Consider the following 15206-nt stretch of genomic DNA (forward strand, 5'->3'; position numbering starts at 1 on the left):
TTAGCTCGTCATTAATTTTTGCCACCATAAACGTGGTTTAAGTGAAATTTCAAAACTTGTTACAGTATTGAATTGTGTTATAATTTCTTTTTCATATAATTTGTAAAATTCAGGATCAAAATTTGCTGACTTCAACAAAGACATTACAGTTTGAATACTAGCCTTTTCATTCAACCACTTATCAAACAAATCATGTCTTAATCTAATTCCGAAAGAATTGATCCCCTTAAATTCATGGGTATTTTTATCCCAAACAAGGTGCATGGCGATTTCACCTTTTTCATGCTCCCAATAAAATTCTTCTTCTCCTTCTTTTAGCTGGGCAAACACCCAACCATAAGTTTGGTACTCAATATCGAAAAACTTAGCGGAATTAAACCATGGTCCTGGATTGTAAGCCAATCTGTTGCCACAAATAGTTTGTGCCACTGTCTCCCCCATTATCCGTCCAGTATACCAAACTTGTTCAATATTTTTTCTCCCATTAATAGATGTGTGAAATTGAGCACAATCACCAATGGCATAAACATCAGGAACACTAGTTTCTAAAAATTCATTTACCATTATACCCCTTGCAGTCTCCACATCAGACGCAGCAACCATATTTATATTTGGAGAAACACCAGCCGTCAAGCCAACAATTTCACAAGGAATAATTTCACCTTTTTTGGTGCGAATTTCCTTCACCCTTCCATTTTCATCTCCTATAATCTCCTCCAATTCCTCTTGGTATCTTAAGTCGACATGGTGTTTTTCAATGTGCCTACCTATCAATGCCGCTTCTTGCGCAGGTAAAACGCCTCCCCAAAATTTATTTTCACGGACTAAAAAGATTACTTTAATACCTCTTGTAATCAACATCTCTGCTAATTCAACACCTATCAAACCTCCGCCGATCAAAACTGCTGTTTTAGCATTCTTAGCATTTTCCTCTATTAACTCTAGGTCTTGCTTTGAGTACAGACCTTGTACACCATCTAAATCTTGTCCCGGCCAACCAAATTTGTTAGGTTTAGAACCCGTTGCAATAATTAGTTTTGAATATGCAATTGGGGCTTGACCAGCTAAATATACTTTCTTCTGGTTGACGTCAATTTTTTCGACAAAATCCTGTACCAAATCCAAACGATTTTTTTTCCAAAAATAAGCTTCATAGGGTTGAATATGTTCAAATTTCATATGTCCCATAAATACATACATCAAAGCTGTTCTCGAAAAGAAATACTTTGATTCGGCTGAAATAATGGTAATTTTTTGATCTGATAGTTTTCGGATATGCCTTGCTGCAGTCACCCCCGAAATCCCATTTCCAATAATGACTACATGTTCCATATTTTTTTGGTCAATTCCAATTTAAATTCCTTACATCAATTTATCAAATTAATGTTATTTGCTTTTGCAAATGCTTCTTGTGTAAGACTAATTTCTTTAAAAAGTTCCACTTCTTTTGCTCTAAAACTTTCATCATACGCTTCTAATACGGCTTTATCAGTAGCAGAAGGATTTGAATTTTGAATGGTTGGTATTAATATTTTAAAATCTTTTTCAAAAGCAATTTTATAAAATTTAAATAGTCGCACTACCGCATTTTTAAAATCACCCAAAGCATTCAGTTCTGGCATTTCTTCCACTCTTTGTATATTCACCTCTAGTTCGTAGATGGCATCCTGGACACGTAATGGTAAAGTTGCGGAATCAGATTGAAAAACAGCATCAACCATTTGTAAAGTTGCTTTTTGAAAATTAGAAATTGTATTATTTGCCGCTACAGCAGACAATTTATTTTCATTCATTTGATACGCTATCGTAGTATCATTTTTGGCCACATCAGCGGCAGTTCCCGATTCGTTTTGACAAGCAATTATTAGAAAGATAAAAACAACAGGTGTTAGAATAATTTTCATTTCAATTGTAATTTAATAAATAATTCCGATCCATCCCTAGGTTCTATAGAGTTTTTCGCGGGCTCCATTATTTGAATCTCAAAATCTTTTTCAAAATACGATTCATACTCAGCTACAGTTCCCCCATATGGAGGCCCCTTTACAAAGAAGCGATTAAATAATAAGCCCACCAATTTTCCTTTTGGATTTAAAATTGATTTAACTTTTTTTACATAATCCAATCTTTGAGCAGGAGGAATAGCACAAAAAAAGGTCTGTTCAATGATTAAATCAAATTTTCGATCTAAATCGAAGAAGTCACCATGAATAATATGTGCCGCTGGAAATTGCGGGTATCTTTTTTTAAATGATTGAATTGCAGCATCAGCAATCTCAACAATATATGTATTTTGAAATCCATTTTCAAACAAGTACTCCGCTTCGTATGCATTGCCACAACCGGGGACCAAAATGAAACTTTTTTTATTATTCAATTGGTCAATAAAAGCCTTAATTGGTGGAGAAACCTCTCCTAAATCCCATCCTATCTGATTATTTTCCCATCTATTTTCCCAAAAATCTTTGCTCATTCTCACTTTTTATTAATAAAAAAACACGCGTTATATCTAACGCGTGTTTCTTTTATAATGGGTTACTTATTAATTATAATAATGCTTCTAATTTTTCTACTAATTGCGCTTTTGGCACTGCTCCAACAGATTTATCTACCACTTCGCCATTTTTCAAGAAAATAATGGTTGGAATATTTCTAACGCCATATTCCATGGAAATTGCACCGTGTGCATCTACATCCACTTTACCAATCACTGCTTTACCTTCGTATTCTTTGGATAATTCTTCTACAATTGGTCCAACCATTCTACAAGGACCGCACCATGCTGCCCAAAAGTCAACCATTACTACTTTGTCTGATTTTTTCGCTAATTCCTCAAAGTTATCAGCTGTAAATTCTAATGCCATATTTATATGTTTTTTGTTCTGTGATTAATTTAACTGCTAAATTAATTCCTTATTTTCTTTTTATCAAATAGGATACCATATTTTTTTTAGGAAGAATTGTCATAGAATTGAAAACCTAAGACTCTATTGTTTTACTATTCTTCCAAGGGATAAAAGAACCTACATATAAGCCAAGATATACTATCAACGCATTAATTCCTAGTAATTCAGACCCGAATTTATAATTTCCAAATAGTTCATGTTCGAAACGCATTAAAACAAAAACGCCGGCTGCTATGGCAATAGTTAACACCAATGCATAATAATCGTTCACCCTGCGCTTAGAAATAACACCAAATAAAAACAATCCCAGCAATGGTCCATAGGTAAAATTAGCAGCACTAAAAAGTTCCCACACGACACTATCACTTTTTATATATTTAAATATCAATATTGTAACCAATAAAGCAACCGACATGAAGACATGAATAATCTTCCGTAGTTTTTCTTGCTGGGCTTTACTCTTATTTTGAATATTAAAAAAATCGATACTGACAGATGTGGTTAATGAGGTTAATGCGGAATCGGCACTAGAATAGGCAGCGGCGATTAATCCAATTAAGAAAAACACCCCTAACACCATGGGTAAACCACCTTCTAGCGCAATGGTAGCAAATAACAAGTCATTATCTGGTGCCCCGCCCGCATGCGCTTGCCAAATTGTCAGTACATCTGGGTTTGCATCCAAATAAAGAAAGAGTAAACCACCGAGGGTTAAAAATAAAATATTTGCGAAAAATAAAATAATACCCAATGAAACCATATTTTTCTGGGCATCTTTAGTGGATTTACAAGTCAGATTTTTCTGCATCATATCTTGGTCTACGCCTGTCATACCTAAAGTTACAAACATGCCACCCAACACCCCTTTTATCCAATAATTTTTAGCGTTAACATCTTTTGTTTGCCAAAATACCCCATTACCATCTTGGGTCAATTGCTGATAAACATCTTTGATTCCTAAGTTCAAATCAGCCATGATTAAATATACACTAAGACCAAGTGCAATTAACATCACTAAAGTTTGAAGCGTATCGGTCCACACAATAGTTTTAATACCCGCCTTAAAGGTGTACACCCAAATAAGTAAAATACTAAAAGCAACGGTAATTTCGAAAGGTATATTTAAAGACTCAAAAACAAACTCTTGTAAAACATTTACCACCAAATACATTCTTAAAGCAGCGCCAATAATTCGGGAAAGAATAAAAAATGCTGCGCCCATTTTATGCGTATAATAACCAAATCTAGTTTTCAAAAACTCATAAATAGACACTAAATTAAGACGATAATACATGGGTAATAAAACAAATGCAATGATAATATAGCCTAGTATATAACCTATGGACATTTGCATATAAGTATAGCCATTAGTAGCAAAAGTGCCAGGTATAGATATAAAAGTGATTCCTGAAAGAGAAGCCCCAATCATTCCGAATGCCACTACATACCATTTATTATTTTTATTACCCGTAAAAAAAGTCTCATTATCAGCCTTTCGTCCAGTCAAGTAAGCTATTAGAATAAGTATTAAAAAATAACCGATTAAAATGGAAAAAATAATGCCACCGCTCATACCTTATCGAGATTAAATTGTTTTCGGATTCGAAGATACTTTTAATAAATAGAATGGAAATAATTAGCCATAAAAACATGCCATTGAATTAATCCACATTTAAAACATGATAAAATTCATAATTCCATAAATGACTGCAATACATATCTTTAACTTTATTTTGTGAAAAATTAGAAATTTTAGATTATTGGTTAAGGCATAAATTGACTATATTTGTGGTGTTAATATATAACATAAATGCTTATGACATCAAACACCAAGGCCCTGAAGCCAGTAAAATTTTCACCAAAAATTGGTAGAGATTTTAGTGCGACTCTTAATAAAAGAGTAAGGATGTATTTCAAAGAAAATAATATTTCTAGATATGCAAATGCCAACATGGTAATTAAAACAATAGTAATGGTTGCTATGTACTTTGTTCCCCTCGGATTTGTTTTATTTGGAGGACTCACTAACATTTGGCTAATTGCCTTAATGTATGTGATTATGGGATTCGGAATGGCAGGAATAGGAATGAGTGTAATGCACGACGCAAATCACGGTGCTTATTCCAAAAACGAACACGTTAATAAATGGGTTGGTAAAATAGTAAACTTAATCGGTGGATACGCGGTGACATGGAAAGTACAACACAATGTTTTACATCATTCTTACACTAACATACACGGATATGACGAAGATATTTCTCCACCTCCATTCTTAAGATTTTCACCAAACGCAGAATTAAAACCAATTCACAAATACCAACACTTTTATGTGTGGTTCTTTTATAGTCTAATGACTGTATCTTGGGTAACTACAAAAGATTTTCAACAGTTGTTCAGATATAGAAAAATGGATTTAACGAAAACAGAAAACCCAAATTTTGGCGCTTTATTAACTGAATTAATATTTAGTAAAGTATTCTATTACACTACTATGCTGGTAATTCCAATTATCATACTACCAATAGCTTGGTATTGGATTCCATTATTTATAGTTTTAAAGAATTTAATTGCTGGTTTTTTATTAGCGATTGTATTTCAACCAGCACACGTTGTTCCTGAAACGGAATTTGTAGTTGCAGATATTGACAACAATGTTGCTAATAACTTTGCCATTCACCAAATGGAAACAACGGCCAATTTTGCACCAAGAAGTAAAATTTTAAACTGGTTTGTTGGGGGATTAAATTATCAAGTAGAACACCATTTGTTTCCACACATTTGCCATGTTCATTACAAGAAAATTTCTGAAATTGTAAAGAAAACTGCTGAAGAGTATAACGTGCCTTATAACTCACACCGTACTTTTGCAAAAGCTTTGGTATACCATACCAAAATGATTAAATCATTGGGTAGAAAATAAGACCAATGACAAATAAAACATTTAAGTGTCTTTCGTAAGTTAGGCACTTTTTTTTTGCTTTAAAATAATTAAATGAGACTATTTTTAACTGTTATTATAACCTTTCTCCTTAATTCTTTAATTGCTCAACCAGCAGGATATGCCTATGGAAAGCAAATATTAATCAATGCGAGCCAAGTTGCCGGAAGTACTGATTTTAATGATTTTCAGATCTTGGTTAACATGACCGACAATAATTTGAGAAGCACTGCAAACGGTGGTCACGTAAACAACGGTAACGGATTTGATATCCTATTTACCACTGGCGATTGCAATACTGTTTTAGATCATCAGATAGAAAAATATGTCGCCAGTACTGGTGAATACATAGCTTGGGTTAAAATACCGACTTTAAACGCTACGAGTAACACGAATATCCACATGTACTATGGCAATGCTTCGGTTAGCGCCGATCCTTCCACCACCAATACATGGACTGCTAATCACGGTGCAGTTTACCACATGAATCAATCTCCTGTTGCCACCACTACCCTTACCGACTATTCTTCTAATACAAATAATGGCATAGCAAATGGCAGCATGACCGCTAGTGACCTAGTCACTGGAAAAATTGGGTATGGGATTGATTTTGATGGATCCAATGATTATATTGATTGTGGGGCTAACGCATCCACATTTCCTAGTGGTGACATTACTGTGTCTGCTTGGATATACAGTCGCGCAGCAAGTGGACATATTATTAATCGTGGAGGTGGATGGAACGATCCTGGATACAGCTTGTTTCACTTGGGTAACGGCGTTAGAATAGAATTACAAAGAAGTGGTGAAAAAGACATAGTTGACAATCCGCTATCCATAAACACATGGCACTATGTTGCTTTGACTTATAATAACACGAGTAAATTAATTAAGTTTTTTCTTGATGGAGTGCAACAACCCAATACAGGAAATCATACCGGACCGATTGGCATGCCAGTTGAAAATTTAAATATTGGAAGGAAGCAAAAAAATGCATACTACTTTAATGGAATAATTGACGAAGGTCGTGTGATTATGGAAGACCGCTCGGATGACTGGATGCTGACAGAATATAGAAACCAGAATACACCTAACACTTTTTACACGAAATCTGCAGAATATAGTGCAGGTAGTTTATGTAACACCTTGCCAATTGTACTACTTGACTTTTCTGCGGAGTTGGCTATCGAAAATAAAGTTGACATTCGTTGGGAGACTGCATCTGAAACAAACAATGATTACTTTTTAATTGAAAAATCATTAGATGGAAAAAATTGGAATACAGTTACACGCATAAAAGGGGCGGGTAACTCTACTGCACGCATCCATTATAAAACAGTCGATTCCTTAGTGGTTAACACAGTAATCGTTTATTATAGACTTACACAGGTAGATTATGATGGTCAATTCACCCATTCGAAAATAATTTCTATTATTTCAAATTACAACACACCATATTCAAGCAATGTATACCCTAACCCTTTTGAAAATGTGTTAACTGTAAATACAGCACCAAGTTCAATTTTAAAAGTATACAATATGAGTGGTGTTTTAATTTTTCAAACGACCTTACTATTAGCAACAAATCAAGTAGACTTGAGTTTTTTACCCACTGGACTTTATATGATATTCGTCGGAAATAAGCAGTATAAACTAATTAAACAGTAATTTATTCAATCAACAACTTACGCGTCATACTAGCTTGATTAATTGTAACTTTCAATAAGTATACCCCTTGCGCGAGCCCTTTACAATCCACTGCTGTTTTATTTTGTAAAAGTCGACCTGATTGCACACTTCTACCTTGCATATCTAATATTTCAAAAGTGGTGGATCCGTTATATAAAGCGCCATCCGCATTTAACTCCACATAGAAAACGCTTTGCGTTGGATTGGGAAAAATATTAAATTCAAAAGGAGCATAGCTGTTTAAACCGACATCTGTAATAGTAACCGATTCATAAAAACTCAATCCACCCCTTATATTCCCTACAAACATTTCTAGTTTATTATCGCCATCTATATCATAAAGTGCAGGCGCAGCATAAATACCATCATTGATAGATTGCAGCGCTGGATCTACCAGATTAAAAGTCCCGGATAAATTACCTTCTATGTTATTATAATAGTGAAGAAAGCCATCTTTCGCACCTATAATAAGGTGCATTGTATCGTCAATATCCACAAATTCAGGAATAGCATAACCAATATTTGTACCACTTTCTGTAACATCCACTCCCCCTAACTGTGTAGTTATCAATTCAAATATTTGATTGTTAGCTGTACCAACATTTTCATAATAAGAAAGCATCCCATTTCTATTTCCTAAAACTAGGTCTAATAGCCCATCCCTATTTAAATCAATTAGTTTTGGTGCCGTAAAAAGTCCGTCTTGTATTATCCCTCCTGTACTAGTCAGCAGATTGGTATGACTCAGAAATTGAGCAGGTCCTGTACCACCATTATTCATAAAAAGCATCAAGGCTGTATCTCGCTCACTTAAAATCATATCTTCGGCTCCATCTCCATTTAAATCTCCAAAAGTGGCATAGAACTCGTGATTTATTTTATTGTTCACCCCGGAAAGTCCCATATAATCTTCGGAAGCTAAGGTAAATTGTGGAGACAAAGCAGTACCTGTATTATGGTAATAGACAAGTTTACTATAACTTCCATTATATACGGTATCAAATCGAACCCCAACAGAAATTATTAAATCTTTTAAGCCATCTCTATCATGATCAAAAAAAACAGGAGATACATTTGCGCCAAAATCAATCATTTGATCTTGTAGAAAATTCTTTTTATTCAATTCAAAAACCGGTTGATTGTCCAATCCAACATTGTTGTAAAACCAATTACTTTGGTAATCCATTCCAAATAATGATAAGTTTGGTGAGACCAATAAATCACGAATTTGGTCATTATCAATGTCAACGAAAAAAGCACCTAAAAATTCAAATAGATCTACCGTAACATCATTTGACGGAAAATCTGGGTCTTGGCTGATCATGGCCGAATTGGTATTTGGCACAGTACCTCCATTCATTAACAAGGTTAAATGTGAAAACTCCACATCCCCTAACACAATATCCATCATGCCGTCACTGTTCATGTCGAGTGCTAAGGTGGTTGATCCAGAATGGCGATCCGCTGCATTTCCAATGGGTCTTGGATTATATACAAATTGTGGGTTATCTATCTGATTGTAACAGCAATCATTTAACTGTAATAGGTTACTTGTATTTGCTTCTGTAAAGTTACCATAACATACACTTGCAGTCATAAACTCTAATGAATCAGAATGTCCGTAAATCTCTTGTGACATATTTTTATGATACCACAAACACTTACTAAGCCCTGAAAAAGACAGTATATCCAAATCATCATCTCCATCCACATCCACAAAAGCCGGGATATCTTGTACACCACAGGAGATGATTGGATCAATTGTATAATTACTAAATGATGCTGTTAGCCCATATTTTACTAATTCGAATTCAATACCATTACTGACAGAAGAAATGTTTTTATACATCTGCAATGCTCCTGAAGCGGAAGCCAAAATATCCGCTTTACCGTCTAAATTATAATCACCCAAAATTGCCCAATTATTAATTTCTGGAAATTTTTCTGCCAATTCAGGCGCATATTCATAATCAATTTGACCTGGTCCCCCATTCTGGATAAAGCAAAGAATTTTATTGCAACTTTTATCAAAGACAAATAAATCTTGTACCCCATCAAAATTTAGATCAATATTTGAATATTGGGCAGAATTAATTCCTCCAGCCCAAGGATATTTAAGCGTAATATTGTTTGCTATAACGTTAATATCGTTACTTCTTTGAAAGCCAAATTGACCATAAATGAACAGAGGAAAGCAAAATAACAAGAATAAAATTTTCTTCATATAACTATTTGATTAAACCAACAATAATATCACTGATAGGCTGTATTTTTTTAGTATTTTCAATAGTTGGTCCGGCACACCAAACAGTTTTATAAGTTGCACTAAAAGCTGCTTTTTCGACCGACTTCATCCCTTTCACAAAAGTGAACATCTTTATCCACTTTTTGAGGCGTTTATTTTTACTTAATAGTTTTTCTAACCAATTTTGTTTGGTGCCAATTTTTTGGACATAAGGTGTGTTAATCACCGTACAAGGAGAGCCCGATATTTTAGTACTCATAACAATATCTTTTTCCCCATAATCCACACAAGCTTGTTTATACTCCTCTGAGACACCTGATTCTTCACTCGCAATAAAAATACTTCCGACAGAAGCACCAGCGGCTCCATAAGATAACATCTTATCCAAATCGGCTTTTTTCCCGACTCCTCCAGCAGATATTACAGGAATTCCGCAATTGGAAACGAGACTTTCAATTAAGGTTTTAGGTGAAATATTACCAGCATGTCCCCCTGCTTCATTATTGACTGCAATAATAGCGTCTGCACCTAACGCCTCCACTTTTTGTGCGAACTTTAAATCCGTAACATCACAAAATACTTTAATGCCTTTAGGTTTACAAGCATCAATTACTTCTTTAGGATTACCTAAAGATGTAATAATAAAATCAACGCCTAATTCAACTGCGGCGACCAATTGACTTTTCATTTTTGGGTTAGACTGATTTACAATTAAATTGATACCAATCGGTCCTTTTGTTCCAGCTTGAATTTTTTTAATCCCCTCCTTAAACGCATCAATCGTTCTATAATTTAAAGCGGGAATGGCACCGGCAATTCCATTATTACCCGCAGCGATTAGCATTTTTTCATTGGACACCAAAAACATGGGAGCCATAATAATGGGATACTTAATATTTAAAATATCTGTTAATTTTAATTTCTCGTTCTTGCTCATTGAATAATTATTTTCTTGGTCATACGATAACCTGCTACTTGTAAATTTAATAGATAAACACCTTCTGAAAGGTCTTTACAATTAATTAATGTTTGAGATTGATTAATATTTCCGGACAACAATGCCTTACCACTCATATCCATAAGACTATAGGAAACTGCTTGATAATTTATTAGGTTCAATTTTGATAAATCAATGTTAAAATTATTTTCAGCTGGATTGGGATAAATATTAATTTCATTTTGATAATCGACTATACCTACGCTAGAAACTAGTGCAGATTGATACAAACCTAAGCCACCTCTTTTATTTCCAACCACCATTTCCAATTTATAATCTTGATCGACATCATAAATTGCAGGAGCTGAGTATGGGCCTAACCATATTTTATGCAAGGCGGCATCTACTAAGTTAAAGGTTCCATTTAAGTTATTTGAAATGTTGTTATAATAATGGAGATACCCATCTCTTGAACCGACAATTAAATGAAAAACGGAATCAATAAGTACAAATTCCGGAACGGCAGTACCTTCATTTGTCGAAGGTGGCACTACAGAAACACCACCTAAAGTATTTGTTTGTAATTCAAAACTATAATTAGTTGGTGTGCCTACATTTTTATAATAAGTTAATGTCCCGTCTCGTTTTCCAATGACTAAGTCCATTAACCCATCTCGATTTAAATCAACTAATTTTGGAGCAATTAAAATACCGTGACTAATATTTACTCCTGCTTGATCTTTTAAAGTTGTATAATTTACGAATTGAGCTGGTACCCCACTTGGGTTTGAATTTATAAAAATAGTTAAACTACCGTTGTACTCTGCCAATATTAAATCCTCTGCCCCATCTCCATTCACATCTCCAAAAGTTGGATAAAAATGTAAATGGTTACCGCCATTAAAACTGGAAAGTCCTAAATAATCTTCAGATTCAAGTGTAAATGCTGCTGCATTAGCAGTACCGGTGTTTTTATAATAGATTAATTTTGAATAAAAATTGGTGGTAACCGAATCAAAACGTTCACTAACAGCTACGATTAAATCTTTTAACCCATCTCCATTATGGTCAAAAAACACGGGCATGGTGCGCGCGCCATACTCTATCATATCATCTTGTAAAAAATCTTTTTGATTAAAATTAAAATCAGGAAAATTATCTGCTCCTTCATTTAAATACAGCCAATTACTTGCATAATTCTCTGAGTTTAATGCCGTGTTTGGAGAAACTACTAAATCTCTTTTTTGATCGTTATTTACATCTACATAAAACCCCGAAGGAAAAACCTGCATATCCACCGGAACATCATAAGATGGAAAAGCAGGATCTTGACTAACCATGGCTGAATTTGTATTTGGAGTTGTACCGCCATTCATTAACATGGTAAAATTATTATACGAAATATCTCCTATCACTAAATCCATCATTTGATCCGCATCTAAATCTAAAGCCAGCACTGTTGAGCCACTATGTCTATCTTCATTTTGCCATACTGGTCTTGTATTTAGTCCCATTTGAGGATTAGTTACTTGGCCAGAACAACAATCGTTCAATGTAACCAAATTATTTGTGTCGTGTTCAATAAAATTTCCATAACAAACACTTACCGTTTCGTATAAAAGCGAGTCTGAATGACCATAAGTTTCCTGGGAAATATTTTTATAATAGCGTACACAAGAACCTAAATAAAAAGACAAAATATCCACATCTCCATCCCCATCTACATCAACAATTGCTGGAGTATCTGCCTGACTGCAGTAAACATAACTTGGATTACCATAAATGGTAGAAGGTAAATATTGACTGGCTAGCGTAAAATTAACTTTAGTACCTTGGGTAGAAATATTTCGGTAAACGATAGCACCACCTGGGGAAGCAGCAAATAAATCTTTTTTACCATCCCCATCATAATCTACCAATAAACACCAACCATATACATCCGGAAAATCATTTTCATATTGCGGTGCATGTTCAAAATTCATCTGTCCTGCTGTACCTTTTTGTAAGAAAGTAACTATTTTATCACTAGACTTATCGTAGACAAATAAATCTTCAGTACCATCTAAATCTAAATCTATATTAGAAAACTGACAATGATCTAATCCACCAGCCCATGGAAACCTTTGGGTAATAGAATTCTTAATTACAGGAATATCATTCATGCGTTCGAAACCAAATTGGCCCATGGCAATGGCGGGCATTAAAAAGAATAATGCAAGTACTTTATTATTCATAGGTAATATTTTAATAGTAAAACGAAAATTATCGCGCAATAGTTGTGCATCAATCCATAAAAATACGATTATTTTTATTAAAATGATTTTCAGACTTAGTTTTTAAATATCCGTAATAAATACCAAAGTATTCTTAAATTTGTTGGATTAGAATTTAAAAATTATGAAAAATATAGCATTAATATGCATAGCCTCTATTGGATTTACTGCAAGTAGCTGCAACGATTCCAATAAAGCGCCTGCTAAATCTGAGACAAATGACTCCATTATCCGTAAAACCAATGAAAAATTTGACTATGTAGTTGAATCGTTTGGTGACATTCAGGTACTTCGTTACCAAGTAAATGGATTTGACCAATTGAATCTAAAACAGCAAAAAATGGTTTATTATTTATACCAAGCTGGACTAGCAGGTAGAGATATCATTTGGGACCAAAATTATCGCCATAACTTGTCGATTAGAACTGCTTTAGAAGACATTGTTAAAAATTATAAAGGAGACCAATCTACATCAGACTGGGCAGCATTTATGACATATACCAAAAAAGTATGGTTTGCGAATGGCATTCATCACCACTATTCCATGGACAAGTTTGAACCAGAATTTTCAAAAGCATATTTTGAAGAATTATTAGCTGCTTCTAATAGTGCGTTAAATATGGATGCTTTAGACGTAATGTTTAATGATGCAGATTTAAAAAGAGTAAGTCTAAATTCAAATGAAGATTTGATGTTGGGTTCAGCAATGAACTTTTATCACCAAGATTTGACAGAGAAAGATGTGGAAACATTTTATAGTAATATCATTGACAAGTCCAATACAACACCTGTAGAATATGGTTTAAATTCTAAATTAACCAAGGACGAAAATGGTAAAATATATGAGGCTGTCTATAAAGTAGGTGGTATGTACTCTGAAGCTATTTCCGCAATGGTTAGCTGGTTAGAAAAAGCAAAATTAGTCGCTGAAAATGAGGCACAAGCAAAAGCATTAGGTTTATTAGTAGAATATTACCAAACTGGGGATTTAGAAAAATGGTCGGCTTACAACATAGCTTGGGCTAGTGCCACTGAAGGAGATATTGATTATATTCAAGGTTTTGTTGAAGTTTATGGCGATCCTTTAGGTATGCGTGGAACTTATGAATCGATAGTACAGATAAAGGATTTTGAAGCTTCAGCAAGAATGAAAGTATTGGCTGAAAACGCACAATGGTTTGAAGACAAATCATCTATTGAGGAAGCACATAAAAAAGAAAATGTAGTTGGTGTATCTTACAACGTAGTTAACGTTGCTGGAGAATCAGGAGATGCTTCACCTGCGACTCCAATTGGGGTAAATTTACCGAATGCAGACTGGATTCGTGCTAACCATGGTTCAAAATCAGTTAGTTTAGGAAATATTGTAGAAGCATACAACGAAGCTGGTGGTGAAGGAATGCTACAAGAATTTGCGCACGATCAAGATGAGATTGACAGAACTATAAAATATGGCAAATTAGCTTCAAAATTACATACCGCAATGCATGAAGTAATTGGTCATGCTTCTGGACAAATCAATAAAGGTATTGGAACGCCAAAAGAAACTTTAAAAAGTTACGCCTCTACCTTAGAAGAAGCAAGAGCAGATTTAGTTGCCTTATATTATTTAATGGATAAAAAACTAATAGACCTAGGTTTGATGGAATCATTAGAAGTAGGTATGGCGGAATACGATTCTTATATTAGAAATGGTATGATGGCACAAATGAGAAGATTAGAGCCGGGTGCAGATATTGAAGAAGCGCATATGCGAAATCGACAATTGGTAGCTGCATGGGCTTTTGAAAAAGGGCAAGAAAATCAAGTCATTTCTAAAATTGAAAGAGAAGGAAATACTTATTTTGAAATAAATGACTACCAACAATTAAAAGTTATTTTTGGTGAATTACTAAGAGAAATACAACGCATTAAATCAGAAGGAGATTATGCCGCTGGAAAAGCCTTAGTAGAAAACTACGGTGTAAAAGTAGACCAAGCATTGCACCAAGAAGTTTTAGATAGATCTGCTAAATTAAACATTCCGCCTTATTCTGGATTTGTAAACCCAATTTTGGAAGCAACAAAAGATGCGGAAGGAAATATTACAGGTATCACCATCCAACAACCAACGGATTTCAAAGAACAAATGTTATATTATTCAAGTACTTATGGGTACTTAAGTACATTAAAAAAATAAAGACTGATCTTTGTCAGACAAAATAACTGCAAAAATCAA

Annotated in this window: 11 protein-coding genes; 3 read left to right on the top strand and 8 right to left on the bottom strand. The window is 34.3% G+C overall.

Annotated elements, in window-relative coordinates; genetic code table 11:
- From DNU06_RS08540 to DNU06_RS08560, 5 genes are all read right to left on the bottom strand, one after another.
- Window positions 1-1332: an NAD(P)/FAD-dependent oxidoreductase gene (locus DNU06_RS08540; protein ID WP_111062834.1), complete on the bottom strand. Its 1332-nt coding sequence runs from the start codon at window positions 1330-1332 to the stop codon at window positions 1-3.
- 35 nt (window positions 1333-1367) lie between these two features.
- Window positions 1368-1904, bottom strand: coding sequence for an LIC11966 family surface protein (locus tag DNU06_RS08545; RefSeq protein ID WP_111062835.1), 537 nt, complete (start codon window positions 1902-1904; stop codon window positions 1368-1370).
- On the bottom strand, window positions 1901-2473 hold the full coding sequence (locus DNU06_RS08550; RefSeq protein ID WP_199399005.1) for a methyltransferase domain-containing protein: 573 nt from the start codon (window positions 2471-2473) through the stop codon (window positions 1901-1903). The genes DNU06_RS08545 and DNU06_RS08550 overlap by 4 nt, the downstream gene beginning before the upstream one ends.
- Window positions 2474-2546: 73 nt before the next feature.
- The gene (gene trxA, locus DNU06_RS08555) at window positions 2547-2864 is read right to left on the bottom strand and encodes a thioredoxin (RefSeq protein ID WP_111062837.1); all 318 of its coding nucleotides are present in this window, start codon (window positions 2862-2864) and stop codon (window positions 2547-2549) included.
- Window positions 2865-2979: 115 nt separating this feature from the next.
- The gene (locus tag DNU06_RS08560) at window positions 2980-4479 is read right to left on the bottom strand and encodes a sodium:solute symporter (protein ID WP_111062838.1); all 1500 of its coding nucleotides are present in this window, start codon (window positions 4477-4479) and stop codon (window positions 2980-2982) included.
- A gap of 243 nt (window positions 4480-4722) precedes the next feature.
- Between DNU06_RS08560 and DNU06_RS08565 the strand changes: the two genes are divergently transcribed.
- A complete protein-coding gene (locus DNU06_RS08565) occupies window positions 4723-5826 on the top strand; it encodes a fatty acid desaturase family protein (protein ID WP_111062963.1) in 1104 nt (367 codons plus the stop codon).
- Between the two features lie 72 nt (window positions 5827-5898).
- Window positions 5899-7512 carry a DUF2341 domain-containing protein gene (locus DNU06_RS08570; protein ID WP_111062839.1) on the top strand — a complete coding sequence of 538 codons (1614 nt, stop codon included), beginning with the start codon at window positions 5899-5901 and terminating at the stop codon, window positions 7510-7512.
- 1 nt (window position 7513) lies between these two features.
- Here the strand turns inward: DNU06_RS08570 and DNU06_RS08575 are convergent, their stop codons facing one another.
- From DNU06_RS08575 to DNU06_RS08585, 3 genes are read right to left on the bottom strand one after another with little or no spacing between them, the layout of a single operon-like run.
- Window positions 7514-9757, bottom strand: a complete 2244-nt coding sequence (locus tag DNU06_RS08575; protein ID WP_111062840.1) for a T9SS type A sorting domain-containing protein — start codon at window positions 9755-9757, stop codon at window positions 7514-7516.
- 4 nt (window positions 9758-9761) lie between these two features.
- The gene (locus tag DNU06_RS08580) at window positions 9762-10715 is read right to left on the bottom strand and encodes an NAD(P)H-dependent flavin oxidoreductase (RefSeq protein ID WP_111062841.1); all 954 of its coding nucleotides are present in this window, start codon (window positions 10713-10715) and stop codon (window positions 9762-9764) included.
- Entirely contained in the window at window positions 10712-12949 is a 2238-nt protein-coding gene (locus DNU06_RS08585) for a T9SS type A sorting domain-containing protein (RefSeq protein WP_111062842.1), read from the bottom strand. The genes DNU06_RS08580 and DNU06_RS08585 overlap by 4 nt, the downstream gene beginning before the upstream one ends.
- Window positions 12950-13112: 163 nt before the next feature.
- Here DNU06_RS08585 and DNU06_RS08590 point away from each other — a divergent pair, with 163 nt between their 5' ends.
- The gene (locus tag DNU06_RS08590) at window positions 13113-15167 is read left to right on the top strand and encodes a dipeptidyl-peptidase 3 family protein (RefSeq protein WP_111062843.1); all 2055 of its coding nucleotides are present in this window, start codon (window positions 13113-13115) and stop codon (window positions 15165-15167) included.
- Window positions 15168-15206 lie beyond the last annotated feature (39 nt).

The sequence above is a fragment of the Putridiphycobacter roseus genome (assembly GCF_003234935.1).
Classification (GTDB): Bacteria; Bacteroidota; Bacteroidia; order Flavobacteriales_D; family Crocinitomicaceae; genus Putridiphycobacter; species Putridiphycobacter roseus.

Coding starts and splice junctions, on each gene's coding strand:
- DNU06_RS08540 (WP_111062834.1), bottom strand. CDS start 1,332: ATGGAACATGTAGTCATTATTGGAAATGGGATTTCGGGGGTGACTGCA.
- DNU06_RS08545 (WP_111062835.1), bottom strand. CDS start 1,904: ATGAAAATTATTCTAACACCTGTTGTTTTTATCTTTCTAATAATTGCT.
- DNU06_RS08550 (WP_199399005.1), bottom strand. CDS start 2,473: ATGAGCAAAGATTTTTGGGAAAATAGATGGGAAAATAATCAGATAGGA.
- trxA (WP_111062837.1), bottom strand. CDS start 2,864: ATGGCATTAGAATTTACAGCTGATAACTTTGAGGAATTAGCGAAAAAA.
- DNU06_RS08560 (WP_111062838.1), bottom strand. CDS start 4,479: ATGAGCGGTGGCATTATTTTTTCCATTTTAATCGGTTATTTTTTAATA.
- DNU06_RS08565 (WP_111062963.1), top strand. CDS start 4,723: ATGACATCAAACACCAAGGCCCTGAAGCCAGTAAAATTTTCACCAAAA.
- DNU06_RS08570 (WP_111062839.1), top strand. CDS start 5,899: ATGAGACTATTTTTAACTGTTATTATAACCTTTCTCCTTAATTCTTTA.
- DNU06_RS08575 (WP_111062840.1), bottom strand. CDS start 9,757: ATGAAGAAAATTTTATTCTTGTTATTTTGCTTTCCTCTGTTCATTTAT.
- DNU06_RS08580 (WP_111062841.1), bottom strand. CDS start 10,715: ATGAGCAAGAACGAGAAATTAAAATTAACAGATATTTTAAATATTAAG.
- DNU06_RS08585 (WP_111062842.1), bottom strand. CDS start 12,949: ATGAATAATAAAGTACTTGCATTATTCTTTTTAATGCCCGCCATTGCC.
- DNU06_RS08590 (WP_111062843.1), top strand. CDS start 13,113: ATGAAAAATATAGCATTAATATGCATAGCCTCTATTGGATTTACTGCA.